This window comes from Planctomyces sp. SH-PL62 (assembly GCF_001610895.1).
Lineage (GTDB): Bacteria > Planctomycetota > Planctomycetia > Isosphaerales > Isosphaeraceae > Paludisphaera.
The window spans coordinates 2,248,825-2,271,708 of sequence record NZ_CP011273.1; the positions used below are offsets into that span (position 1 = coordinate 2,248,825).

General features: G+C 69.9%; 22 protein-coding genes. 6 read left to right on the forward strand and 16 right to left on the reverse strand.

Annotated elements, in window-relative coordinates:
• Nucleotides 1-307: 307 nt before the first annotated feature.
• Nucleotides 308-1,654 (forward strand): FHA domain-containing protein, encoded by a 1,347-nt coding sequence (locus VT85_RS08605; RefSeq protein WP_068413370.1) that lies wholly within the window; start codon nt 308-310, stop codon nt 1,652-1,654.
• Between the two features lie 39 nt (nt 1,655-1,693).
• Here VT85_RS08605 and VT85_RS08610 read toward each other — a convergent pair whose 3' ends face one another.
• The gene (locus tag VT85_RS08610; protein WP_156512758.1) at nt 1,694-2,158 is read right to left on the reverse strand and encodes a hypothetical protein; all 465 of its coding nucleotides are present in this window, start codon (nt 2,156-2,158) and stop codon (nt 1,694-1,696) included.
• Nucleotides 2,159-2,476: 318 nt separating this feature from the next.
• Between VT85_RS08610 and VT85_RS08615 the strand changes: the two genes are divergently transcribed.
• Both VT85_RS08615 and VT85_RS08620 read left to right on the forward strand, forming a co-directional pair.
• Nucleotides 2,477-2,752, forward strand: a complete 276-nt coding sequence (locus VT85_RS08615; RefSeq protein WP_068413376.1) for a hypothetical protein — start codon at nt 2,477-2,479, stop codon at nt 2,750-2,752.
• 4 nt (nt 2,753-2,756) lie between these two features.
• On the forward strand, nt 2,757-3,155 hold the full coding sequence (locus VT85_RS08620) for a YraN family protein (RefSeq protein WP_068413379.1): 399 nt from the start codon (nt 2,757-2,759) through the stop codon (nt 3,153-3,155).
• A 12-nt stretch (nt 3,156-3,167) separates the two neighbouring features.
• On the opposite strand, the gene VT85_RS08625 is transcribed toward VT85_RS08620, so the two are convergent.
• The 6 genes from VT85_RS08625 to VT85_RS08650 all read right to left on the reverse strand — a co-directional run bounded on the left by VT85_RS08625 (nt 3,168) and on the right by VT85_RS08650 (nt 10,910).
• Complete coding sequence (locus tag VT85_RS08625) at nt 3,168-4,157, reverse strand: Gfo/Idh/MocA family protein (protein ID WP_068413383.1); 990 nt, start codon at nt 4,155-4,157, stop codon at nt 3,168-3,170.
• Between the two features lie 112 nt (nt 4,158-4,269).
• The gene (locus VT85_RS08630) at nt 4,270-7,002 is read right to left on the reverse strand and encodes a M56 family metallopeptidase (RefSeq protein ID WP_068413386.1); all 2,733 of its coding nucleotides are present in this window, start codon (nt 7,000-7,002) and stop codon (nt 4,270-4,272) included.
• Between the two features lies 1 nt (nt 7,003).
• Nucleotides 7,004-7,402: a BlaI/MecI/CopY family transcriptional regulator gene (locus VT85_RS08635; RefSeq protein ID WP_068413389.1), complete on the reverse strand. Its 399-nt coding sequence runs from the start codon at nt 7,400-7,402 to the stop codon at nt 7,004-7,006.
• 411 nt (nt 7,403-7,813) lie between these two features.
• On the reverse strand, nt 7,814-8,743 hold the full coding sequence (locus VT85_RS08640; protein ID WP_231871480.1) for an LpxI family protein: 930 nt from the start codon (nt 8,741-8,743) through the stop codon (nt 7,814-7,816).
• A gap of 52 nt (nt 8,744-8,795) precedes the next feature.
• Entirely contained in the window at nt 8,796-9,923 is a 1,128-nt protein-coding gene (gene lpxD, locus VT85_RS08645; protein WP_082858458.1) for a UDP-3-O-(3-hydroxymyristoyl)glucosamine N-acyltransferase, read from the reverse strand.
• 273 nt (nt 9,924-10,196) lie between these two features.
• The gene (locus VT85_RS08650; RefSeq protein WP_068413393.1) at nt 10,197-10,910 is read right to left on the reverse strand and encodes an HAD-IA family hydrolase; all 714 of its coding nucleotides are present in this window, start codon (nt 10,908-10,910) and stop codon (nt 10,197-10,199) included.
• A gap of 199 nt (nt 10,911-11,109) precedes the next feature.
• Here VT85_RS08650 and VT85_RS08655 point away from each other — a divergent pair, with 199 nt between their 5' ends.
• Nucleotides 11,110-11,295 (forward strand): hypothetical protein, encoded by a 186-nt coding sequence (locus VT85_RS08655; RefSeq protein WP_068413396.1) that lies wholly within the window; start codon nt 11,110-11,112, stop codon nt 11,293-11,295.
• A gap of 24 nt (nt 11,296-11,319) precedes the next feature.
• Here VT85_RS08655 and tsaD read toward each other — a convergent pair whose 3' ends face one another.
• From tsaD to VT85_RS08680, 5 genes are all read right to left on the reverse strand, one after another.
• Nucleotides 11,320-12,378, reverse strand: coding sequence for a tRNA (adenosine(37)-N6)-threonylcarbamoyltransferase complex transferase subunit TsaD (tsaD, locus tag VT85_RS08660; protein ID WP_068413398.1), 1,059 nt, complete (start codon nt 12,376-12,378; stop codon nt 11,320-11,322).
• On the reverse strand, nt 12,375-13,865 hold the full coding sequence (locus VT85_RS08665) for a S41 family peptidase (RefSeq protein WP_068413401.1): 1,491 nt from the start codon (nt 13,863-13,865) through the stop codon (nt 12,375-12,377). The genes tsaD and VT85_RS08665 overlap by 4 nt, the downstream gene beginning before the upstream one ends.
• 109 nt (nt 13,866-13,974) lie before the next feature.
• The gene (locus VT85_RS08670; protein WP_068413404.1) at nt 13,975-16,104 is read right to left on the reverse strand and encodes a thioredoxin domain-containing protein; all 2,130 of its coding nucleotides are present in this window, start codon (nt 16,102-16,104) and stop codon (nt 13,975-13,977) included.
• A 76-nt stretch (nt 16,105-16,180) separates the two neighbouring features.
• Entirely contained in the window at nt 16,181-16,408 is a 228-nt protein-coding gene (locus tag VT85_RS08675; RefSeq protein WP_068413407.1) for a hypothetical protein, read from the reverse strand.
• Between the two features lie 73 nt (nt 16,409-16,481).
• The gene (locus VT85_RS08680) at nt 16,482-16,706 is read right to left on the reverse strand and encodes a hypothetical protein (protein ID WP_068413410.1); all 225 of its coding nucleotides are present in this window, start codon (nt 16,704-16,706) and stop codon (nt 16,482-16,484) included.
• A 242-nt stretch (nt 16,707-16,948) separates the two neighbouring features.
• Between VT85_RS08680 and VT85_RS08685 the strand changes: the two genes are divergently transcribed.
• Entirely contained in the window at nt 16,949-17,866 is a 918-nt protein-coding gene (locus tag VT85_RS08685; RefSeq protein WP_068413412.1) for a DUF362 domain-containing protein, read from the forward strand.
• Between the two features lie 25 nt (nt 17,867-17,891).
• Here VT85_RS08685 and VT85_RS08690 read toward each other — a convergent pair whose 3' ends face one another.
• Together VT85_RS08690 and VT85_RS08695 are read right to left on the reverse strand one after the other, a co-directional pair.
• The gene (locus tag VT85_RS08690) at nt 17,892-18,086 is read right to left on the reverse strand and encodes a carbon storage regulator (RefSeq protein ID WP_068413415.1); all 195 of its coding nucleotides are present in this window, start codon (nt 18,084-18,086) and stop codon (nt 17,892-17,894) included.
• Between the two features lie 226 nt (nt 18,087-18,312).
• Entirely contained in the window at nt 18,313-19,233 is a 921-nt protein-coding gene (locus VT85_RS08695) for a metallophosphoesterase family protein (protein ID WP_068413418.1), read from the reverse strand.
• 272 nt (nt 19,234-19,505) lie between these two features.
• Between VT85_RS08695 and cyaB the strand changes: the two genes are divergently transcribed.
• On the forward strand, nt 19,506-20,075 hold the full coding sequence (gene cyaB, locus VT85_RS08700) for a class IV adenylate cyclase (RefSeq protein WP_068413421.1): 570 nt from the start codon (nt 19,506-19,508) through the stop codon (nt 20,073-20,075).
• Nucleotides 20,076-20,114: 39 nt separating this feature from the next.
• On the opposite strand, the gene lpxB is transcribed toward cyaB, so the two are convergent.
• Both lpxB and VT85_RS08710 read right to left on the reverse strand, forming a co-directional pair.
• On the reverse strand, nt 20,115-21,359 hold the full coding sequence (gene lpxB / locus VT85_RS08705; protein ID WP_068413424.1) for a lipid-A-disaccharide synthase: 1,245 nt from the start codon (nt 21,357-21,359) through the stop codon (nt 20,115-20,117).
• Nucleotides 21,360-21,482: 123 nt separating this feature from the next.
• Nucleotides 21,483-22,871, reverse strand: a complete 1,389-nt coding sequence (locus VT85_RS08710) for a sigma 54-interacting transcriptional regulator (protein WP_068413427.1) — start codon at nt 22,869-22,871, stop codon at nt 21,483-21,485.
• Nucleotides 22,872-22,884: the final 13 nt, after the last annotated feature.

A 22,884-nucleotide genomic window follows, 5' to 3' on the forward strand; every position in this document is an offset into this window, starting at 1 on the left:
CTTGCCCGCGCTCGCCCAGGCTTGCCCCATGCGCCTTTAGGCATCAAAATGATTCCAAAATAGGCGAAGATTTCTGTCGATTTTTTGAAACGCGAGCCCACTGTCGTCGTGTTCCGAAGCCGGGAACAATCAAACTTTTTAATCTGGCGGCGGAGCCACCTCGGTTTCGCGAGGAACAGGAAGGTCCTCCACGAATTCCGCGCAGCGAACGTACTCAAGAGGGTAGAATCGTCTTGATGCGTGGTGCCGCCTTGAACCGGCGAGTGGCCGATCCCACCTCCTTCATTCCCGGGGATCCAGGGTTTCCATGAAGGAATCTCCGATCGATCTGTTCCGCGGGGCCTGCGGCATGGCGTCCCCCTGGGTCCTGCGATGCCAGGAGGCCGGGCGAGAGGAGGAGATGGAGGCGCGGTTGCGGCTCGCGTTGCCGTACGTCCTGATCGGCCGGGAGGTGAACACGGGCCTTCGGCTCACCGACGACGCGGTCAGCCGCCGTCACGCCTTCCTTCAACTGGTCGACGGTCGGCCGCGGGTGTTCGACCTGGCGAGTCGGGCGGGCGTCGTCTGGGAAGGCGCCCGCGCGGCGGAGGCGGAGGGATTGGCGCCGGGGCTGGGGATCAAGATCGGTCCTTACCGCCTGAGTTGGGGCGTCGATGATCCGGGGTCCGCGACGCCTCCGGTGGTCTCGGGGCCGCCGCCGTCGGCGGCGCTCGTGCTTCCGATTCGGGTGAAGGGGAAGGAAGCGTTCTGGCGGATCGAGGAAGACCTCGTGATCGTCGGGCGTTCCGGCGACTGCGGGCTCGTGCTCACCGACGAGAGCGTCTCGCGGCACCACGCGGCCTTCATCCGGACGCGGCTGGGCGTCTGGGTCGTGGATCTGGAGTCGAGGGAAGGGGTGATCGTCTCCGGCGCCCGGGTCCGATGGTCGTGGCTCGACGAGGGCGACACGATCCGGATCGGCCGCCTCACCTTCGGCTTTCGCTACCTGAAGCCCCCCTCGGAGATCGTGCGCAGCCAGGTCCCGCTCGAATCGGGCGCCTTCGACGCGGCCCTGGCGGGGCCCGCGCGGAGGTCGATCTCGGCCTCGCGACGATCCCGCTCCGGGCGGGAGTTGAGGGTCCGCGAGAGCCACCTCCCCGCCGCGACGGGGGGGGAATCGGGTTCAATGGCGAACGTCCCGGAGGTTCTCCCGCCCCAGACCGGGGAGGAAGCCTCCCTGGACGTGTGGCGCCGGCAGATGGAGATGATGGAGTCGTTCCAGGACGACATGATGCTGATGGCTCGCACCTTCTTCGCGATGCACCAGGAACAGGCCGCCTCGGTCCGGGACGAGCTGGCCAGGCTCGAAGCCCTCAGCGCCGAGCTGGAGACGCTGAAGACCCGGCTCGATCGGAAACGCGAGGAGCCGGACGAAACCCCGGCCCCGCGACGAGCCGCCAAGACCGTCGCGGCCGAATCGCCGCCGGTCGCGGCCAGGACCAAGGCCAGGCCCAGGACCGAGGTCGAAACCAAGTCGGACGACCGTCCCGGCGAGGAACGCCCGCAACACGGCGATCCGACGCAGCTGCACACCGCGCTCACCCACCGGATCTCTCGCCTCCAGCGCGAGCGCCAGGGCTGCTGGCGGCGCATCCTCGAGCGGATCCAATCCTAGTCGAAACCGGACGAGAGCCGGGCGGACGTGCGATCGGGGTCAGCGTCGACTGAAGGCGAGGGATCGCCAGCGGTCCAGCCATCGGGGGACGACGCCGAAATGCCCGCGCCGGGGGTTCTGGCCGTCAGGCTCGGCCGCGACCTCCTGCGCGTCCAGGAACCAGGCTTCCCGGACGTGCTCGGCGATGACCCCTCGCAGCGCGAGGCCCCACGCGGATTGCTCCGGCGAGCCCGGTTCGAATGTCAGCAGTCGCTGAAAATCCTCGGGGCTCAGCTCATAATTCGAGCCGAGCAGGAAGATCGCCATGGCCAGTTCGGCGAGGCGTCGGTCGAATTCCTCGTCGGCCTCGACGACCGCGCGGACCAACGATTGATACTCGGGCGAGTCCAGGCCCCAGGCTTGGCCGGCCGTGGGGAAGGCCCAGGTGCCCCCGTCGGCGAGCAGGACACGCCGCCCCTCTCGAAATTCCCCGGACCGACGTCGGCTGATTTCATCCATAATCATCGTTTTCGCCACTGTAATCCGTGTCAAGACGATGAGAAGACCGCGAGACGGGGAGTTCGCGCAGGGGCGACCCCGACCTCGCAGGCAACTGTAGAACATCGATGAAAATTGGGAAAGGGGGGCCGCTGGTCGGCGGCGGGCCCATCTCAGAATCCTCCCCGGCCGATCTGGACGAGGTTTTGGGCTTCTGACATAGTGCACCGCCTTTCGCGGGCATTCACGTCACGAATTTTTTCCTATTGCAAAAACGAGGCCAATCGGCGCACTGCCGAACACGGCCCTCGAAGCGTTCCAAGCCATTTTAAGGAGAGGGAGGCCATGCGGCGACGCATCATCGGCCCGGTGTGCATCTTGACGGCCTGGGCGGCCTTGACCACGGGCTGCGACACCCTGCGACCCTCGGCCCGCAAGCACGCCGAGCCCGTGGAAGCTCTGTCGGTCGACGCGCCCGAGGCCGTCGATTATTCCGGGGCCAAGGTTCCGGCGATCGACTCCGACGCCAAGAATCCGACCCCCTTCTTCAAGAACAGCCGCAAAAGCGGCGCGCTCAGCTCCGAAGGACGTGATATCGAGCGCAGCCTGGGCGTAAAGTGATGGGATGAACCCGATCCTGCGCGCCTTGCTGAGCCGGGTCCTCGGCGATCGCGGCGAGCGCGCGGCGGCCCGTCGCCTGAAGCGCGAGGGCCTCCGCGTACTCCGTCGAGGTTATCGCACCGCGCACGGCGAGATCGACCTCGTCGCGCGCGAGGGGGACGTGCTCGTCTTCGTCGAGGTCAAGGCTCGACGCCGCGGCGTCCCCGCCGAGGCCGTGACGCTGGAGAAGCAACGTCGGCTGACCCTGGCCGCGCTCCATTTCCTCAAGCGTTACAAGCTCCTCGAACATCGCTGCCGGTTCGACGTCGTCTCCGTCCTCTGGCCCGACGACGACGGCGAGCCGATCATCGAGCATTATCGCAACGCCTTCGAGGCCGTCGGCCGCGGCCAGATGTTCCGCTGAGGCGATCCTACCTCAGCCCGTCTGCACGGCGCGGCAGATCTCGTCGAGCACCCGCATCTGGGCCTGGCCGTCCTGCGCCGGGTCTTCGAGCGTTCCGGCGGCGACCGAGCGGTCGAACGAGTCGACCATCGCCGCGTACTGGTCGACGGCCGGGAACGTGAGCGTCTCGATGCGGTCGCCCGCCGCGCCGACGTCGGAGGGGGCGGCGGTCTTCCGCAGGATGGCCGTCGGGCCGGAGGCGGGGGGGAGGAAGGCGTCGGGGACCTCGATGACGCCCCGCGTCCCCACCAGCTCGTACACGCAGCGGAACGGCTGTTCGAAGCTGCAATCGACGGCCGCCAGCACGTCGTTCGGGAATTGCAACACGGCCGCGACGCTCATTTCCACCCCGCTCGCGGCCAGTCGGCCGACCGCCTGGATCCGCGTCGGCTCCTCCTTCGCGAACAGCCGCGCCATGTTCACGCCGTAGGTGCCGATGTCCCAGATCGGCCCGCCGCCACGTTCGGGGTCGAGCCGCCAATCGTTCGGGTCGATCGGGAACGAGAACGAGCAGCGGACCAGCCGCAGGTCGCCGATCGTCCCGTCGTCCACGAGCTTGCGGATCGCGTGAGTCCGGGGCTGATGCCGCCACATGAAGGCTTCCATCAGCAGGACGCCGCGAGCCCGGCAGTGCTCGGCCATCTCCCGCGCTTCGCCCGCGTCGAGCGCCAGGGGCTTCTCGCAGAGGACGTGCTTGCCGGCGTCGGCCGCCTTGAGCGTCCAGGGCTTGTGCAGCTCGTTGGGCAGGGGGATGTAGACCGCGTCGATCTCGGGATCGGCGATCAGCTCCTCATACGACCCGTACGCCCTGGGGATGGCGAACTCGGCCGCCCAGGCTTTCGCCTGATCTCCGTCCCGACTCGCCAGCGCGGCCAGCGTCCCCAGCTCCGACGCCCGGATTCCCGGGATCAGCCCCCGCCGGCAGATCCGCGCACAGCCCAGCAAACCCCATCGCAGACCCATGCCGACACCTCGCGACGACGACCCCTCAGCGTGACCGACCGACCCGTCCCCCTCGAAGATACCCCGAAGGAGCCTCGATGGCGACGGGTCGGCTTCCTCGCGCCGGTCCGCGTCACTTCGGCTCCAGGACGAGCGTCACCTCCTCGATCCGCCCTTCGGGGAGCTTGAGCGTCCGGGTAGCCGGCGCGAAGCCCTCGGCCTTCGCGGTGACGACGACCTCGCGATCGGGCAGCATCTGCGACGTGCGATAGCGGCCGTCGTTCTGCTCGTCCTGGATCGCTTCCGTCTTGCGCCGGCCCCCCGACAGGCCCACCTTCCGCTCACCCTGCGGCCCGTCGCCGGTGTACTCCACCTCGGCCTGGAAACCCTCGACCTGCCGGCCGTCCTTCGTCGTGGCGTTGATCACGATGACCGGCGCGACGTAGCGGACGATCTCCACGTCCTTGACGTCGTGGTCGAGCGTGCCGAGCTGCAGGGATCGGCCCTCGGCCAGCGGCGCGTCCTTCCCCACCCGATGTCGCACCGAGGCGTGCTCGTTCGTGGAGATATCGAGCTGCGCCTCTTTCAAGCCCCGGGGGGCCTTGACGGCGAAGCGGCCCTCGGCGTCCGGGTTGGTCTGGACGTGCCACGACCCGTCGCCGTGACGCCCGAAGAGGAAGCTCCCCCAGCCCGACTTGGGCCGCCCCTCGGAGTCGATCCAACGGCCCTCGACCGTGACGTGGGGCACCGCTCGCAGTTCCAGCGGGGCCGGGGCCTTCCCGTCCTCGATCGTGACCTTCTTCCGGTCGAAGACCCCGGGGGGCTCGCGTCGGACCCAGCTTTCCGAACGGCCTCCCCGCGTGTCGACGTCCGTGGTCGCGAGGGTGTACGAGCCCGGGGGGAGGGGGTCGAACGCGAACCGCCCCTCGGCGTCGGTCTCGGTCGTCCTCTGGATCGCATCGGAGACCATCAATCGGTTCAGGAGGTCCGAATCCGCCACGCTTCCTCGCTCTCTCCGAGCCTCGAGGAGAAGTCCCGGCAGCGGCTTGCCCTGCTCGTCGAGGGCCTGGCCGGATAGCGTGGCGCCCGCCTTCAGACGAAAGGCCCCGAGGTCCCCGCGCTTTCCCTCGGCGAGCACGTGCATCTCCGGGGCGAAGGCTTTCGGCAGAATCCAGAAGACGCCGTCGCCGGGGGTGGTGATCGGCAGGTGGAACGTCCCGTCGGCGGCCGTCTTCGTCCGGGCGAACGAGCCGTACTCGAACTGATCGCGGCCGACCTTGTCGGTTCGCGAGTAGGCCAGCACCTCGACCCCCTCCGCGGGCGCCCCCTCGGGCGTCTCGACCTTCCCGGTGATCGGCTTCGCCGGGCGAAGCTCGACGGACTCGAAGAAGGGGCGTTCGCCGAGCCTCTCGTTCTTCCGGATCATGGACAGGGAGTAGCCGAACCCGGCCCTGGTGGCGTAGTCGGGATGTTCGACGTCCAGTTCGATGTAGAGCAGGCGCTCGGCCGACTGCTCCGGGGGGATCGTGAAGGCGTACGTCCCGTCGGCGGCGGTGGTGTGGCGGGTCTCCTGCACGACCCGGTTCTCGCCGTCCCGATAGATCGAGCGCCGGACGACGACCGTGGCGCCGGCGATCGGCTTGCCGTCGTCCTTGTCCTTGACGATCCCCTTGTAGCTCAGCGTCTCGCCGGCCGGTTTGGGAGCTTCGGGCGGCTTCGCGGCGTCCTGCGCGGCCTTCGGCTCCTCGGGGGCGGGGGCGGCGGCGTCGAGGCGGAAGCCCGACGCGGCGAGGACGACGGCGGCGGCGACGGCGGCGGCGGCCAGGCTCCAGCCCGCCCGACAGCGCGGCTCCAGCGGTTCGCGGTCTTGCACGAGCATGACGACTCTCCGATACAGGTTCGATCGACGGTCGCCGATCCCCTGGGCGGGCCGCGAGGGCTCGGCCCCGTGGGTCCGCGCGAGATGGACGAGGAACGCGGCGTAGTCTTCGGCCGTCCCCGCCGACGCGGCGCGGGCGTCGGCGAGGTAGTCCTGGCAGAGCCGAAGCTGGCGCCTCAGCCACCAGAACAGGGGTTGATAGAACAGGACCAGGCCCGCCAGGCAGGCGAGGTTCCAGCTCCAGGCGTCGCGCCTCGCGACGTGGGACCACTCGTGCGCGAGGGCGTACCGCAAGGCCCGGCCCTCCGCGTCGTCGCACAGCGAGTCGGGGAGCAGGATCACCGGCCGGAGCCAGGTGTAGGTGAAGGGGAGGGCGATGCGATCGCTCATCAGGAGCCGGACCCGATCCCCTTCCGGCCCCGCGCATTCGAGGAACGCCTTGCGAACCGCGAGCGACGCCGGACGCGCTCGCCGCGCGATCCGCCAGAGAGCGACCTGACCGACCAACCACCAGGCCCCCAGCCCGAACGCCACGGCGCCGTAAACCCCCGCCGCGATCGTCGCGAACGGGGGGACGAAGCCCCGGCGCGCAACCGACGGACCCGCCGAAGCCGACCCTGGAGCGACATGGGGCGCCGCGAACGTCGCCGTCGCGGGCTTCGCGCGCCCGAAGTCGCCCAGGGCTGGCTCCGGCGCCCCCGCGACCGTCGCGCCGAATCGGTTCGCCACGGCCGGGGCGTCGTCCTCGCGCCCGCCCGGCTCGGAAGCGGCCCGCGACGGCAGGAGCCCGATGGACCATCGGGGGACGATCGGCAGGGCGGCCAGGAGGGGGAGGAACGCCGCGCCGAGAATCGTCAGGACCACGAGCCGGGCGCGACGCACCGGCTGGGCGCAGAGCCGGGCCGCCAGGCTCCCCAGGGCCAGGACGACCAGCCCGCCGGCCGCCGCGTTCGCCAACCGGCTCAGGTCGAGGATCTCTCCATCCATCTCAACCCCCCTTCGATCCGGGTTCCCCTTCCGCCGCCTTGCGCTTCCTCGCCGCCGCGATCAGCCGCTCCAACTCGCGAAGCTCCGACTCGCTCGCATCCTTCACCTGCAACAGGCTGAGGACGACCTGATCCAGCGCCCCGTCGAACGTCCGGTGCAGCAACCGCGAGGTCACCCGATCGCGCGAGTACGTCGGCTCATAGACGAACGTCCGCCCGTCGGCCCGATGCCGCACCAGCCCCTTCGTCTCCATGATCCGCAAGAGCGTCTGGATCGTGTTGAACGCCAGCTCGCCGTCGGGACACATCCTCTGATGCACCTCCCGAACGCTCCCGGAGCCCAGCTCCCAGAGCGCCTTCAGCACATCCAACTCCCTCGGACTCGGGTCCGTCTCCGACATCGAACACCTCCCGGCACCTGACTTATTAAGTTAGGTGAACGATACGTGCCGACGACGGGTCGGTCAAGAGCTTCACCTAAGAATCCAGGTGACTTTTGGAAGGGTGCCGACGCCAGGCCTTGTCCCCGCGAGGGGGGAAAGGCAGGCTCGCGGAGGCGGATCAGGGGACGCGAACGGGGTCGGGGACGTTGCAGATCCCGGACGCCGCTTCACGATTCGCGTCTGTGCGCCACCGTCCTGGTAGGGGCCAGCGGTTAGGCGGAAGGGCTCGGGAGGGGAAAGGAAGATATGAAAAACGGCCGAACGAACCCAATCCGCGGCTCCGAATTTGAGCTGTAAAGCTCGATCGAAAAGCCACTTGCGGCCGATGGGTTCGTTCGCGAGGGGGGCCGAGCGATGCCAATTCGGGGGTCAGGCGGTGAAGCCGTCGCGGACGGCGATGATGGCGATGCCGTAGCGATCGGCGAGGGCCACGACGTCGGGCTGGTCGACGACGATGGTGCGATCGGCCTCGATCGCCAGGACGCGGGCACCGGCCTTGCGGAGGTTCTCAATGGTGACTAGGCCGACGGTGGGGACGTCGAACCGCATGTCCTGCTGGGGCTTGGCGACCTTCACCAGGGTCCAGCCGCCGGCCCGGCAGAGCTGTCCGGCGCGCTCGATGCAGCGGTCGGTCCCCTCGATGGCCTCGATGGCCAGGGTCGCCTTCTCCTTGACCGCGACCGACTGGCCGACGTCCAGGCGGCCCATCTCCTTGGCCATCACCCAGCCGAACTGGATGTCCTCGCGTTCGGCGGGGGAGGGGACGCGGCGGGTCAGCAGCCCTTCCTTGACGAGCAGTTCGGGGGCGTAGTCGAGGGCCGAGGCGAAGGTCATATCATCCCTTTCGAATTCGGCGATGACGGAGAGGAGCAGGGAGTCGTCGCGGTTGTCGGCCCGGTTGCGGCGGTGCCACCACTGGACGGTCCGCAGGTCCGGGCAGAGGTGGAGCCAGCGCATGGGGGTGTAGATCACGTTCTTGGTGACCTTGCCCGCCATGACGATCTCGCGGGCTCCGCGGCGGCGGAAGGTGCGGATCATCCGGCCCATCTTGGCGACGCCGACGACGTCGAAGGTGTCGCAGAGGTCGCGCAGCTCGTCGGAGGCCTCGTACTGGATGCCCACGCAGGCGACGGCGAAGCCCTGGCGGCGGGCGGCCTCGGCGAAGAGGATCGGGAACCGGCCGCTGCCGGCCAGGAGCCCGATCACCGGGGCCTCGGTGGGCTTGCGGCTCGGGGTCCGGCGGATGCGGCCGAGGCCCAATCCCAGGCCGCGACGGGTCGTTTCCTGGAGCAACGGCACGTCCTGTCTCCCTGATTCGGATTCGTCCGGGGTCCCCGGGGAGGAAGCGGCGTCAGAAGCCGGTCGGGTCGCCTTCGGCCGCCTCGTCGACGTCGCCGAAGCCGCCGACGGTCCCGTCGTGGTGCGGCTTCATCGGCAGGAGCGCCGAGACGGCCTCGATCTGGGCGGTCAGCTCGCGGAGCTGCTTGTGCATGTCCGGAAGCCGGGCGATCATCTGGAACAGCCGGCGTTGCTCGCGGACGGGGATGGCCGGGGAGCCGAGGACCTGCTGGCCGCTGGGGATGTTGCGGTGGACGCCCGACTGGGCGCCGACCACCACGCCGTCGCCGATGGTCGTCTTGTCCTTGATCCCGGCCTGCCCGGCCATGACGACGTAGTCGCCGGTCTTGCAGCTCCCGGCGATGCCGACCTGGGCGCAGAGCAGGTTGTGGCGGCCGATCTGGTTGTTGTGGCCGATCATGACCAGGTTGTCGATCTTGGTCCCCTCGCCGATCCGGGTGGCCTCGAAGGTCGCCCGGTCGATCGTGCAGTTGGCGCCGATCTCGACGTCGGAGGCGACCTCGAGCCGGCCGGTGTGCGGGACCTTCACGTGCCGGCCGTCGACCTGGCGATAGCCGAAGCCGTCGGCCCCGAGGACGGTCCCGGAGTGGACCTCGACCCGGTCTTCCAGCACGACGTCGGGATAGAGCACGACGTTGGGGTGGATGACGCAGTCGCGGCCGATCCGCGCCCGGTCGCCGATCACGGCCCCGGGGTGGATCGTCGAGCCCTCGCCGACCACCGCCTGGTCGCCGATGTAGGCGAACGGGTAGATGGCGACCTCGGGGCCGACCTCGGCCGTGGGGGCCACCCACGCCTGGGGATGGACGCCGACCCAGCGGGCCTTGCTCTCGCCGCGGAGGTGGGTGCGGACCGCGATGAACGCGGCGATGGGGTCGTCGACTTCGATCACGGCCAGGTGTTCCTTCACCGGAGGCCGCTTGGCCCGGAAATGGGGGCCGACGATCGCGGCCGAGGCCGGCGACGTGCGCAGCAGCTTGGCGTAGCGCTCGTTCTCGATGAACGTGATATCGCCGGGGCCCGCCTCGTCCACGGTCCTCGCCGAGCGGATGGGGACGTTGCCGTCGCCCACGAGGCGTCCGCAGACCAAGGCCGCGAGTTGTTCGACCGTTGCGACCACTGGCGATTCCTTTCTTCCCTGAAAGGAGCAGACCAGGACCCTTGGCGACGAATCAGGAGGTCGAGCTTCCGTCCAGTCCGGTCTCTGGAAATCCATTTCCCTGGGACCCGCGATCCGATCCGTCGTCGGCCTTCCTGGCCGTGCGGGAATCTAATCCAACTCGGCCAAGCCGGCAAGCCGAGTCGGGGCCCGCCCTGGGGGCGAGAGGGCCGCCGTCTCCGGGGTTCCTCTCGCCGCTCCTAATCGTCAATCGTCCGGGGAGCCCGCCGAACTTCAGACTTCCGCCGCACGAAGGGCCGCCACGGCCGTTAATTCGGCGACGCTGGGGAGCCCGCCGGAATCGCCGTCGCGGCTCAGGAAGAGCGCCGCGAGCCCCGCCCGATGCGCCCCCTGGATGTCGTTCTCCAGGTCGTCCCCCACCGAGAGGACCCGATCCGCGGGGAGCCCCAGACGCCCGCAGACGGCCTCGAAGAACGCCGCATGCGGCTTCCGGTAGCCGACTTCCGACGACACCACGATGACCTCCACGGCGTCGGCCAACTCCGGCAGCCCGGCGACTACCTTGTGCAGCCGGCTGTCGAAATTCGAGCCGATGCAGACCTTCATCCCGGCCTCCCGGATCGCCTCGACCGCCGGGGCCGCGTCGGGAAAGGCCCGCCAGGATTCCGGCCGGCCGAAATGATCCCAGAGTTCGTCGAACGCCCGGACGGGATCGGGGACTTCGGGAAGCACCAGGGCCACGATTTCGCGCCAGCGACGACGCTCCACCTGTTCGTCGGTGGAGAGAAAGCCAGCTTCGCCCTCGACCAGATCGCTCCGGAACGCGGCCTTGAACCGCCCCCGGACCTCCTCAACGTCGAGACGGACCCCTTGCCGGGCGGCGGCCTGGGTGTAGGCGACGGCCACGGAAGGAGTCGGCTCGATTAAAGTCCCGACGGCGTCCAGGACGATACCCTGGATACGTTCCCATTTCAGTTGGTTGTTCATGACGTCCGTTGGCTGGCATCGTGGATTCGTCCGAAGGTCGTCAAGGCTTAGCGATCCGCCTCAATCGCCCCTCACCATGACCGGCCCGCCAATCTGGGCAAGCCGCGTCAACATTGTCGGGCGAAAATCGCGGCAAGCAAGTCGTTTCCCGATCCGAGTCGGCTGCTCCTCGTTTCCTTCACCCTCGGAGGCCGCGCCCATGCGTTCGCTCCACCACGGCCCGAACTCGTTCCGCCAGGGGCCGCACGTCCAGGCCCGGGAACTCCCCCCCGGCCAGGTGCAGGCGCTCGACCGCCGGCGCACGCTCGACCAGCAGCAGCGGGCCTATCAAGGCATGCACGTGAAGCCCGGGACCGCCGACCCGGGACGCCGGCCCCCGTCCTGATGCGGTCGGGACGGGCCGGGTGGATCAGGACGGTCGCGGCGGTTTGGGACGGACGAGGCCGGCGGCGACGTCCACGTCGAGCTCGGCGGTCTGTCCGGCGGCCAGCTTGAGCAGGGCCACCCCGGCCATCGCCGCGTTGTCGGTGCAGAGCGAGAGGGGGGGAATGAAGGTCTCGACCCCCATCCGCTCCATCGCCGCGCCCAGTTTCTCGCGAAAGCGACCGTTCGCGGCCACGCCGCCCCCGACGCCCAGCCGCCTCATGCCGGTCTGTTCCAGGGCCTGTCGGGCCTTGGCGACCAGGACGTCGACCACGGCTTCCTGGAAGCTGGCGGCGAGATCGGCCGTCATCTCGGGCGTCGGCTCGACGGCCCCGCGCTCCTGGTTCGGCCCCCGGAGGGCGTACAGGACGGCCGTCTTGAGCCCCGAGAAGCTGAACGCCAGCCGGGGGTCGCGGAGGAACGACCGGGGGAAGGCGAACGCCCTGGCGTTCCCGGCCTTCGCCGCGCGCTCGATCTCCGGCCCGCCGGGATAACCCAGGCCGAGCAGGCTGGCGACCTTGTCGAACGCCTCGCCGGCCGCGTCGTCGATCGTCCCCCCCAGCAGCTCGCAATCGAGCGGGCCCCGGCAGGAGTAGAGGCTCGTGTGGCCCCCGGAGACCACCAGCCCGACGCACGGGTAGACCTCGAGGTCGGGATGGGCGAGCTGGCAGGCGTAGAGGTGCCCTTCCAGGTGGTCGACGGCGATGAGTGGGACGTCGAGCGCCAGGGCCAGGGCCTTCGCGGCCGTCAGGCCGACGACCAGCGAGCCGACCAGGCCGGGGCGGGTCGCCACGGCCACCGCGCCGACGTCCTTCAGGCCGACGCCCGCCCGCTTGAGGGCCTCGTCGATCATCGGCACGATCTGGACGACGTGGGCGCGCGACGCGATCTCAGGCACGACCCCGCCGAACGGCTGGTGCAGCCCGATCTGGGAGGAGACCACGCTCGACAGGATTCGCGGGACGACGAAGCCCGGGGTGGCCGGCCCTTCCAGGACCGCCGCCCCGGTCTCGTCGCAAGTCGTCTCAATCGCCAGCAGGATCACGCGGCCTTCTTCTCCTCGGCCGCCGGGGGGGCCGGGGCGTCGATCTTGCCCTTCAGGACTTCCAGGGCCTTGTCGAGCACCTTGTCGACGAAGGGGGGGACGGCGTCCGGATTCGGGGCGTCCTTGGGGGGCTCGGGCTTGGTCGGGTCGACGGGGGGCTTCTCCTCCTTCGGCACGTCCTTGCTCTGGGCCTTCTCCTGGTTCTCCTGGGCCTTCGCCGCGTCGGACTGGGGCTCCACCGGCTTCTTGGCGGCGTTGAGCTTGGCCAGGGCGGGGAGGTCGCGGGCGCGGCGGGCGAGGAACCAGTCGCGGTATTCGGTGGGCGTGAGCTTCACTTCCATGTCCGGGTCGGGCGAGACGCCCCACTTGTCGGTGGTCTTGGCGTCTCGGAAGCGATGGATGTTCTCGCCGGAGGGCCGGTGGTAGCTGGCGACGGTCAGCTTGAGCACGCTGTTGCCGTCCTCAAGCTCCATGATGTTCTGGACCGAGCCCTTGCCGTAGCTGCGGTGGCCCACCACCACGGCCCGCTTGTGGTCCTGGAGCGCGGCCGAGACGATCTCGGACGCCGAGGCCGAGTTCTGGTTCACCAGGACGACCATCGGCAGCTCCTCGTAAGGGCTGTCGTGCTGGGCCACGTACGACTTGGGGATGGTGTTCCGCCCCTTGGTGCTGACGATGTCCCCTTTGTCCAGGAACAGGTCCGACACCTCGACCGCCGCGCTGAGGAGGCCGCCTGGGTTGTCGCGGAGGTCCAGCACCAGGCCTTTGACCCCCTGGTCCTTGAGCGTCTCCAGCGCCTTGCGGACTTCGTCGCCGGTCGACTGGATGAAGCTGGAGATCCGGATGTAGCCGATCTTCTTGTCGGGATCGAGCATGTAATCCCAGTCGCCGTTCTTCTCGCGGCGCTCGCCCAGGACGCTGGGGACCTCGATGATCGCGCGGGTGAGCTTGATGGCCGTGGGCTGCTCCGCCCCGTCGTGCAGGACGTTCAGCTCGACGTCGGTGCCGGGGAGGCCGGTCAGGGTCTCGACCGCTTTGTCCGAGCTCATCCCCTCGGTCGAGTGGCCGTCGATCTCCAGGATCAGGTCGCCCGCCAGCACGCCGGCCTCGTAAGCCGGGGTGCCGACCATCGGCGCGATGACCCGCAGCCGCCCGGTCTCGCGGTCGATCCCCACCTGGATGCCCAGGCCGCCGAACTTGCCCTCGATCTGCTTGCGGAACTGCTGCCATTCGCCCATGTTGATGTAGGACGAATGCTGGTCCAGGTTCTGGAGCATCCCCTCCAGGGCGCTTTCCAGCAGCTCCTTGCGATTCACCGGCCGGACGTAGTTGGCCTCGACCTTCTCGACGGCGTCGACGAACAGCCCGTAAAGCTCCAGCATCTCATCCTTGGGCTTGGCCCCCTGGGTCGTCCCGGCCACCCAGCAGAGGGGGCTCAGGACCGCCGCGACAGCCAGGGCCAGATAGATCCGTCTCCGTCTCGACATCGGCGAGCCTCCCAAATTACGGCTTCCACCCCGCCCGACCGGCCCGCGATCATCAACGGCCGGCGCTCCTGCATTCAAGTGTAGTCGACGTCCGATCCGACCGGCAAGCTCAGCCGGAATTCGCCTCCGCCAGCGCGGCGACGATGGCCGCCGCCCCGACCACCGGCGCGCGACAGGTCCGGTTCTCGCAGTCGTAGAGGGTGACCTCCTCGTCGAGGGCCGGGCGGTCCTGGAGGAGCGTGACGAGGGGGGCGAGGGCGTCGCGGTCTTCGGCCAGGCTGGGGGCGACGACGGCGGGGGGGAGGAACCGCGCGAAGGCGGCGTCGACCGCGGCGTCGAAGTCGCGGCGGCCGGGGCCCGGCCCGGCGATGATCGCCAGCTCCCGCACCGGGGCGAGCGCGAAATCCAGGGCGATCAGGCTCTGGCCCCCGGCCGAGGGCGCCGATTCGATCACCGGCGCGGCGGCCTGGAGCGCCTGGCGGCCGATCCGGTCGAAGTCGTCGCGGCCGGTCAGGGCGGCCAGGCGGAGCAGGGCGGTCGCCGCCATGCCGTTGCCCGCGGGGGTCGCGTCGTCGAACAGGTCTTTCTGGCGGGTGATCAGGGTCTCGTGATTCTTGCCGGTGAAGAAGAAGCCGCCGTGTTGCTCGTCGAGGAACTCGGCGATCATCACCCCGGCCAGCTCCACGGCCGAGGTGATCCAGCGCGGGGTTCCCGTGGCCTCGTAAAGCCGCGTCAGGCCGTCGATCAGGCACGCGTAGTCGTCGAGATAGGCGTCGAGCTTGGCGACGCCGTCCTTGTAAGTGTGCAGCAGCCGGCCGTCGGCGGTTCGGAGCCGGTCGAGCAGGAAACCCGAGGCGCGCTCGGCGGCCTCCAGGAAGCGGGGCTCGGCCAGGGCCCGGCCCGCCTGCGCCAGCGCCGCGATCGCCAGGCCGTTCCACGAGACGAGCACCTTCGTATCCTTGGCCGGCGGCACGCGGCGATCGCGCGCGGCCAGGAGGGTGGCCCGCGACTCGGCCAGCTCGATCTCCAACTCGTCCAGGTCCCGGCCGAGCGCCCGGGCGGCCTCCTCGACGGGGCGCGGCAGGTTGATGATGGCCTTCCGATCCCAGTTGCCCATGGACGAGACGTCGTACACCAGCGCGAACGTCCGGCCTTTTTCCTGGCCGAGGATCTCCAGGACCTGGGCCAGCGACCAGACGTAGAACTTGCCTTCCTCGCCCTCGCTGTCGGCGTCCTCGGTCGAGTAGAACGGCCCGTCGGGGTCGGTCATCCGGTCCAGGACGTATCCCAGGGTCTCGCGCGCCGTGCGGGCGAACGCGGGCTTGCGGGTCGCCTGGAAAGCCTCCACGTACGCCGAGGCGAGCAGGGCGTTGTCGTAGAGCATCTTCTCGAAGTGGGGGACGAGCCAGCGCTCGTCGGTCGAATAGCGGGCGAAGCCGCCGCCGAGGTGGTCGTAGATCCCCCCTCGCGCCATCTTGTCGAGCGTGAAGGTCGCGGCCTGGAGCGCCGCGGCGTCGCCGGTGCGGGCGAAGTGGCGGAGCAGGACGCGGAGCCCCATCGGGTGCGGGAACTTGGGCGCCTGGCCGAAGCCGCCGTGCTCGGCGTCGAAGCTCCGGAGCAGGGCCTTCGCGGCCCGGTCGAGCAGGATCGTCGAGGGGGGCGAGGAACTCCCCCCCTTGCGGCCCACGTCGGCCGCGTTCCGCAGGTGTTCGGTCATCTCGGCGGCCGACTGGCGGATCTCGTCGCGGCGCTCGGTCCAGGCGCGATGGACGCTCAGCAGGACGCGGGGGAACCCCGCCATGCCACGCGAGTCGGTCGGGGGGAAGTAGGTCCCGCCGTAGAACGGCTCCAGGTCCGGGGTCAGGAAGACCGACATCGGCCAGCCCCCCTGGCCGGTCATCGCCTGCACCGCGTTCATGTAGATCTGGTCGAGGTCGGGCCGCTCCTCGCGGTCGACCTTGATGTTCACGAAGTGGGCGTTCATGATCCGGGCGATGTCCGGATTCTCGAAGCTCTCCCGCTCCATGACGTGGCACCAGTGGCACGCGGAGTAGCCGATCGACAGGAAGATCGGCCGGCCTTCCGAGCGGGCCAACGCGAGCGCCTCCGGCCCCCAGGGGTGCCATTCCACCGGGTTGCGCGCGTGCTGCAACAGGTAGGGGCTGGTCTCCCCCGCCAGGCGATTGGTGGGAGGTTCGGACGTTCCGGCGCGATCGGGGCTTGCGTGTGATGACGACATGACGGGATTCTAGGCCGAGACGCGGCGCGAGGTCAACGACCCGGCCGCGCCCCCGGCGTCGCGGTCGTCGCCGGCCTCAGATTTCGTTGGCGAGCGAGTAGACCCCGCCCCCCTCGCGCTTGAGCTTCCCCTCGGCGGCAAGCTCCTCCCAGATCCCGGCGGGATGGCCGGCGGGGGGCGTGACGCCGCCGATGTGCGAGGTCTTGCTGCCGGGGCTGAGGCCCGAATGGTCGTCGAGGCGGGCGAGCTTGAGCCGCTTCTTGAACGCCTTGTACGCGCGCTTGCGCTCTTCTTCGGTCGCCATGATCGAACTCCCGGACGAGTCGGTCGGACGGACGGACAAAGGGAGAGGGACCCGCCGCGACGGGGTTGTCGGGTCAGACCGCGTCGGCGAGACGTCGGCTGACGACGTCGAGCAGGCGGCCGACTTCCTCGGTCTGGAAATGGCCGTTGAATCGGACGCGGAACGTCGTCTCGTCCGGCTCGGCGTGGTTGTCGACGGCGTCGTGGGAGTGGATGACGACGCCCTTGAAGGAGCGGCGGCGGAGGAGCTCGTCGAGAAGGTCCTCGGTCGCGTGCAGCTCCAGCTCACGATTGGTCATTCTCGGCCTCGGTGAGAATGGAGGAGTCCTGCCGACGCCCCGCGACCGCGCCGTTGCGGTGACGCATCTGGGTCGGCGGCTCCGAAGTCTATTCTAGCCGCCCCCCTCGCGGCGGGGAAGGTCAACGGCGAGAGCCGGCACCGCATGGGCCTCGGCCGGTTCCAGGGCCTCGGCACGCCGGCTGCATCAAGGTCGGCCGGATCACGGCCCGCCTGGGCCCGAGGGAAACGAGGACCGAACCGATGGTGCATCCCGACGAAGACCTGACAGTGGCGATCGCGGATCGGCCGGGCGACCCCGACGAGGGGATCGCCGAGGCGCTCGGCCACCTGAACCTGGACGACTTTCGCGACAAGGTCGTCTGCATCAAGCCCAACGACACCACGGCCGACGCCGACGACAAGACGGCCTGCACCCAGGCCGACACCCTCCGCGCCGCGATCCGGTACGTCAAGACGCTGCGACCGAAGTCGATCGTCGTCTCCGGCGGATCGGGGGCGAAGCAGACGCCCGAGGTCTTCAAGATCCTGGGCTACGACGAGGTGATCGCGGCCGAAGGGGTGGAATTCTTCGACCACAACCAACCGCCGTTCGTGGCGGTGGACCTCGCCTACGGTCCCCAGCGGAAGATCGTGGTGAACCCCCGAGTCCTGGAATATGAGCGGGTGGTCTCGCTGGCGCAGCTCAAGGTCCACCGGACGGCCACGGTGACGCTGGCGATCAAGAACATCGCCATGAGCTACCCTTGCGCGGAATTCTACGGCTACCCCCGCGTGAAGCAGGAGCGGCACCCGCACAACATCCTCAAGGACAAGCAGGCGTTCCTGGTCGGAATGGCGTTGCGGTTCCCGATCCACTTGGCGATCGTCTCCGGCCACCCGGCGATGATCGGCACGGGGCCGATCGGCGGCAAGGCGGTGGAGACGGGCCTGGTGATCGCCGGCCGCAACGCGGTGGCCGTGGACTCCGTGGGCGCCTTCCTGCTGGGCTTCGAGACCAACGGCGTCCAGCATCTCCGCCAGGCGGTCGAGGTCGGCCTGGGCGAGACCTACATGTCGCCCGACCGCGACGGCGGCGAGGGACGATTGAGGATCAAGGGGCTCCCCGTGAAGGAGGCCGTCAAGCTCTTCCGCACGGCGGCCTACGGCGAGGCGTTCTGACGGACGCGCCCGCCCGGCTGCGTCCTTACGACGAGAGCGACGACAGGGCGACGTCGCGATAGGTCCGAATCCGAGACCGAACTTCCCCCCGCTCGATGGGCGTGTCCTCCGGATATTCGATGGCCAACCGCACCCGGTCGCCCCGAATCTCCACGACCGTGACGACGATGTCGTCGCCGATCATGACGCCTTCGCCCTCTTCTCTGGGGATGATGATCACGATTCACCTCGTTGTAAGCCCTGGGGGTCCATGCCGCCCGCCGCCCGAGGGGCCTGCGGGCTGCGACGACGATCCCGATTGTAGCGAGGCGCCTCCCCCCGTCAATCGCGCACTCGACCGTGCGTCGAAGCGTCCTGGAGCCAATCGTCTTGCGCGTCGACGCAGGGGGATTTTCCGGTTGCGCAGGGAGGGACTCCCGCTCAGCTCCCGCGCCGCGGCGGCCGCGTCAGGCCCCGCGCCAGGCCAGTTCGATGCGCTCGCCGTGCTTCGAGCGGTCGCCGTCGACGCAGCGCAGCTCCAGCGTGGCCCCCTGGCCGTCGCGATGCGGCTCCAACCGGCACCAGCCCAGCGGCTGGGGATCGTTGAAGTGGTAGGCGACGGCCGGCAGGTTGACGAGGTGCAGGCCGTCGTCCTCGGCCCGCCGCCAGGTGTGCGTGTGGCCGAACACCAGGGCCTTCACCTGCTTGCGGGGCCGGAGGATCTCCAGGAGGGGCTTGGCGTCGGTCAGGGCCCCGGGCACGTCGTCGAGGTGGTGATGGAACAAAACCAGGGTCGGCGCGTCGGGCGCCTCGTCGAGCGTCTTCGTCAGCCAGGCGCGCTGGGAATCGCCCAGCAGGCCGGGCACCTGGTCGACCTGATCCAACGTGTCGAGCATCGCCAGCCTCACGCCGGCGGCCTCCACGACGCCGACGCAGCGGTCCTCGACCGGGCCGACCGCCGCCCCCAGGGCCGCGAACGACTCCAGGAAGTTGCGCCGGTCGTCGTGGTTCCCCAGCGTCAGGTGGACGGGGATTCCGCGCTCGCGCAGCGGCTCGACGAGCGTCAGGAACTGGCGGTAGTCTTCCGCGCGGCCGTTCTTCAGGGCGAGATCGCCGAGGACCAGGGCCGCGGCCGGCGGTCGGGGCTGCGCGAGGATGTCGGCCACCGCCGCGCGGAGGTTGCCGCTCAGGTGGAACTTCTCGCGCACCACCATGTCCGGGTCGCTCTTGATGTGGGTGTCGGCCAGCAGCGCCACGTAATCGGCCGCGTCCTCCTCGCGACCGGCCGCGACGGCCGACCGCGCGCCGGGCCAGGCCAGCGCGGCGCCGCCGGCGGCCAGCACGTTCAGGAATCCGCGACGCGTCGTCGGCGGGAGGTGGATCGGCATCGAACTCCATCCTTTTCGATCGGGGAAAGGCTGTTGTCACCGGGACGGCCGGGGATAGCATCTCATACGAACGACGACCGGAACGCCTTGGGGCGTTGGAGACGTCCCGCCGGCGCGTCGCCGAGGAAGCCGGCGTGCTTCGATCGGGTCGAAACGGCGCCGCCGGGCGTCCTCATGGTAGTCTATCGCAATGGAGCCCTCGACGACGGCGTCTCCGACGTCGCTGCGTCCACCTGATCGGTCGTCGAGGCCGAACACCGGAAGACCGCACCATGAGCTTCGAAGTCGAGCTGAAGTATCGCGACGTCGACCACGATCGGCTGACCCGGGCGCTGAAGTCGCTCGGCGCGGAGGAGATCGGCAGCGTCGACCAGGAGGACTCCTACCTGAACCACCCGTCGCGGGACTTCGCCGAGACCCGTGAGGCGTTCCGCATCCGTCGCGTCGGCGACGACAATCGGGTCACCTTCAAGGGGCCCAGGGAAGCCGGGCCGACCAAGACCCGCGAGGAGATCGAGATCCCGTTCGCGAGCGGCCCCGAGCGTTACGAGGAGCTGAGCCGACTGTACGACCGCCTGGGATTCCGGCGCGTGGCGGTCGTCCGCAAGCGGCGGACGACGTTCCGACTCCGGTTCGAGGACCACGATTTGGAGATCGCCCTCGACCGCGCCGAGGGGCTCGGCGACTTCGCCGAGGTGGAGGCCGTCGCCCAGGGCCGCGAGGATCTCCCGCGGGCGCAGCAGGCCGTCCTGGACCTGGCCGCGAAACTGGACCTGCTGGCGGTCGAGCCCCGCTCCTACCTTCGCATGTACCTGGAGGAACGTTCGCGGGAAAGCTCGTGAGCCCCCCGCGAACGATCCCGGTTCGTCGGCCCCGGCCGCTCAGGCGCCGGCGTCGGCCTCTTCGATCGACTCCAGGCTGACGGCGCGGGCGTGGGGGCCGCGATACGCCGCGTCTTCCGGGGCCGGCCCGCGGAGCCGGGCCAGGATCTCCTCGGCGGCGCGCGAGGTCGCCCCCGGGCGGGCGGCCGTGTAGCGGAGCGCGGCGAGTTCGGCCGTGGTCCGAGCCCGGGCCTGGGGGTCTCCCAGCCAGGTCTCGGCGTGCCGGACCAGGTCGTCGGAGACGTCCCGGCTGGTCAGGTACTCGGGCATCAGCTCGGCGTCGGCCAGCAGGTTCACCAGGGTGATGTATTTCGCCTTGATGAACGGCCGCGCGATCCACAGGTCGATCGGCCGGACCTTGTAGAGGATCACGGTCGGCAGGGCTTCCATCATCAGCTCCAGGCTCACCGAGCCGGAGACCGACCAGGCGACGTCCGCGACCCGGATCAGCTCGGGCGTCCGGTTGGAGAAGATTTCCAGGTCGGGCGCGGGGAGGCCGTCGACCGCGGCGTCGGCCAGCGCGTCGGCGATGATCTCCTCGGCGAGCGCCCGGTGCTTGTCGTGCAGGCAGGCCACGGCGAACCGGACGTCGGGCCGGAGCTTCGCGAGCTTGGCCGCGGCGCGGGCCAGGATCGGCAGATTCCGCTTCAGCTCCAGCGTCCGCGATCCCGGCAGGATCGCCAGCAGCGGCCGACCGTGGGCCTCTTGCGCCGTGGTGAACGCCTCGTCGAGGTCGCGCTCGCAAAGCTCGTCGAAGTAGGGGTGGCCGACGTGCACGGCGTGCGAGACGCCCCGCTCGCGATACCAGGCCGGCTCGAACGGCAGGCTGCAAAGCACCAGGTCCACGAACTTGCGGACCTTCTCCACGCGCCAGCCGGCCCAGGCCCAGAGCTGGGGCGGGACGAAGTAGAACACCGGCACCCCGCGAGCCCGGGCGCGCCGGGCGATCCACCAGTTCAGGCCCGGATAGTCCACCAGGACCACGGCGTCGGGCTTGTCGTCGCGGAAGCAGCGGTCGGCCCGGACGATCAGCCACAGGAACGTGGCGATGTTCTGGAAGACGCTCAGGAACCACATGACCGCCAGGTTGACCAGCGGGTAGACCAGGGTCGCCCCCGCCTCGGTCATCTTGGGGCCGCCGTAGCCGGTGAACTCGGCGTCGGGGACGCGCTCGCGGATGGCGTGGATCAGGTTGGCGGCGTGGAGGTCGCCGCTGGGCTCCCCGGCGGAGAGGAAGATCTTCATCGGTCGTCGCTCGCTTCCGTGCTCATGGCGGAGGGTGCGGCCGGTCGTGACGGCACAGGACCGGCGACGTCTCGCGGCAGATCCCTAACAGAATCCCGCCCCGCTGAGAAGGCGAACCGGACTTCAGCCCTCGTCGTCCACGTCCGGGAACCCCAGCTCCTTGAGGCGTCGATAGAGCCTCGGCCGCGACACCCCGAGGATCTCGGCCGCGCGCGACTTGTTGCGCCGGGAACGGGCGAGGGCGTTCTCGATCAATTGCCGCTCGACGTCCACCAGCACCTCGTCGAGCGGGCGGGGGGGGGGCGGCTTGGGGGCCGGATAGGCCTCGGCGAGATGGCCCCGGATGGCGGCCGGAAGGTCGTCGGCCGCGATCAGGCTCGCCCCGCCCCGGCCGTGGGCGTGCTCGACGACTCGCGCCAGCTCGCGGAGGTTCCCCGGCCAATGATAAGAGGTGAGGACCTCCTCCGCGGCCCTGGTGAATCCCGACCGCTGGCCGCCGCCGCGGCGGTTCAGCCGTTCCAGGAAGTTCTGGGCGAGCAGAGGGATCTCGTCGCGGCGGTCGCGCAGGGAGGGGAGGTGGATGACGAAGATGGAGAGGGCCAGGAACAGGTCTTCGCGCAGGGTCTCGGCGCGGACGGCGGCCTCGGGATCACCGGTCGCCACGGCCAGGATCCGAACCCGGCCGGCGTCGTCGTCGAGGGCGGCGGCCAGCTTCGCCTGGAGGTCGCGCGGGAGGGCCGGGAGATCGCCGATGAGCAGCGACGAGCCGTCGGCCGCGGCCAGCCGGGGTCGCGCGAGTGGGGCGTCCGGGTCGTCCGGGACGAACAGCTCGCGATCGAGGATCGCGGCGGGGAGGGCCTCGCAGTCGAGCGCCCGGAGGGTCGCGGCGTCGCCGCCGCCGAGCTGATGCACGGCGCGGGCGACGTGCCGCTTGCCGACGCCGGGCTCGCCCACGAACAGCACCGGCCGGCGCACGGTCGCGGCGACCCGGAGCTGCTCCAGCAGTCGACGATGCAACGGACCCGCGCCCACCAGGGAATCGATGCCGTATCGCTTTCGGATCGCCTCGCGAGCGTCCATCAGGAGGACGCGAAGCCGTTGACCTTCCGACTCGGGCTCGGACGGCGACGGCGATTCGTCGGCGGCCAGGACCCGCCCCAGGAGCCCCAGGAGCCCCCCCTGGGCGTCGGAGAACGGCAGGAAGGCCAGGACCCGTCGGGAGCGAGCGCCGTCGGGGCGGACGAACACGGCGGCGGTCGAGGCGGCCCGGCCGGCGAGCGCCTCGGGAGGGGGGGAGAGGGCGGCGGCCAGGTCGGCGGCGTCCCCCTCGCCGGACGGCCCGTGGGCGGGGCAGGAGACGCCCACCACCGCGTCGGCCGGGATCCCCGCCAGCGTCTCGAACGCCGGGTTCACCCAGACGACCCGGAGGTCGGGGTCGAGCCAGAACAGGGGCTCGCGGGCGGCCTGCCAGAGCTGCTCCGGCCGCAAGTTGGAGGAGCGTGGGGGCGGCATCGCTCGCCTCGCG

What these genes read in the sequence shown, in the direction of transcription:
- VT85_RS08605 (WP_068413370.1), top strand. Translation starts at nt 308, where the DNA reads ATGAAGGAATCTCCGATCGATCTGTTCCGCGGGGCCTGCGGCATGGCG.
- VT85_RS08610 (WP_156512758.1), bottom strand. Translation starts at nt 2,158, where the DNA reads ATGATTATGGATGAAATCAGCCGACGTCGGTCCGGGGAATTTCGAGAG.
- VT85_RS08615 (WP_068413376.1), top strand. Translation starts at nt 2,477, where the DNA reads ATGCGGCGACGCATCATCGGCCCGGTGTGCATCTTGACGGCCTGGGCG.
- VT85_RS08620 (WP_068413379.1), top strand. Translation starts at nt 2,757, where the DNA reads ATGAACCCGATCCTGCGCGCCTTGCTGAGCCGGGTCCTCGGCGATCGC.
- VT85_RS08625 (WP_068413383.1), bottom strand. Translation starts at nt 4,157, where the DNA reads ATGGGTCTGCGATGGGGTTTGCTGGGCTGTGCGCGGATCTGCCGGCGG.
- VT85_RS08630 (WP_068413386.1), bottom strand. Translation starts at nt 7,002, where the DNA reads ATGGATGGAGAGATCCTCGACCTGAGCCGGTTGGCGAACGCGGCGGCC.
- VT85_RS08635 (WP_068413389.1), bottom strand. Translation starts at nt 7,402, where the DNA reads ATGTCGGAGACGGACCCGAGTCCGAGGGAGTTGGATGTGCTGAAGGCG.
- VT85_RS08650 (WP_068413393.1), bottom strand. Translation starts at nt 10,910, where the DNA reads ATGAACAACCAACTGAAATGGGAACGTATCCAGGGTATCGTCCTGGAC.
- VT85_RS08655 (WP_068413396.1), top strand. Translation starts at nt 11,110, where the DNA reads ATGCGTTCGCTCCACCACGGCCCGAACTCGTTCCGCCAGGGGCCGCAC.
- VT85_RS08665 (WP_068413401.1), bottom strand. Translation starts at nt 13,865, where the DNA reads ATGTCGAGACGGAGACGGATCTATCTGGCCCTGGCTGTCGCGGCGGTC.
- VT85_RS08670 (WP_068413404.1), bottom strand. Translation starts at nt 16,104, where the DNA reads ATGTCGTCATCACACGCAAGCCCCGATCGCGCCGGAACGTCCGAACCT.
- VT85_RS08675 (WP_068413407.1), bottom strand. Translation starts at nt 16,408, where the DNA reads ATGGCGACCGAAGAAGAGCGCAAGCGCGCGTACAAGGCGTTCAAGAAG.
- VT85_RS08680 (WP_068413410.1), bottom strand. Translation starts at nt 16,706, where the DNA reads ATGACCAATCGTGAGCTGGAGCTGCACGCGACCGAGGACCTTCTCGAC.
- VT85_RS08685 (WP_068413412.1), top strand. Translation starts at nt 16,949, where the DNA reads ATGGTGCATCCCGACGAAGACCTGACAGTGGCGATCGCGGATCGGCCG.
- VT85_RS08695 (WP_068413418.1), bottom strand. Translation starts at nt 19,233, where the DNA reads ATGCCGATCCACCTCCCGCCGACGACGCGTCGCGGATTCCTGAACGTG.
- cyaB (WP_068413421.1), top strand. Translation starts at nt 19,506, where the DNA reads ATGAGCTTCGAAGTCGAGCTGAAGTATCGCGACGTCGACCACGATCGG.
- lpxB (WP_068413424.1), bottom strand. Translation starts at nt 21,359, where the DNA reads ATGAAGATCTTCCTCTCCGCCGGGGAGCCCAGCGGCGACCTCCACGCC.
- VT85_RS08710 (WP_068413427.1), bottom strand. Translation starts at nt 22,871, where the DNA reads ATGCCGCCCCCACGCTCCTCCAACTTGCGGCCGGAGCAGCTCTGGCAG.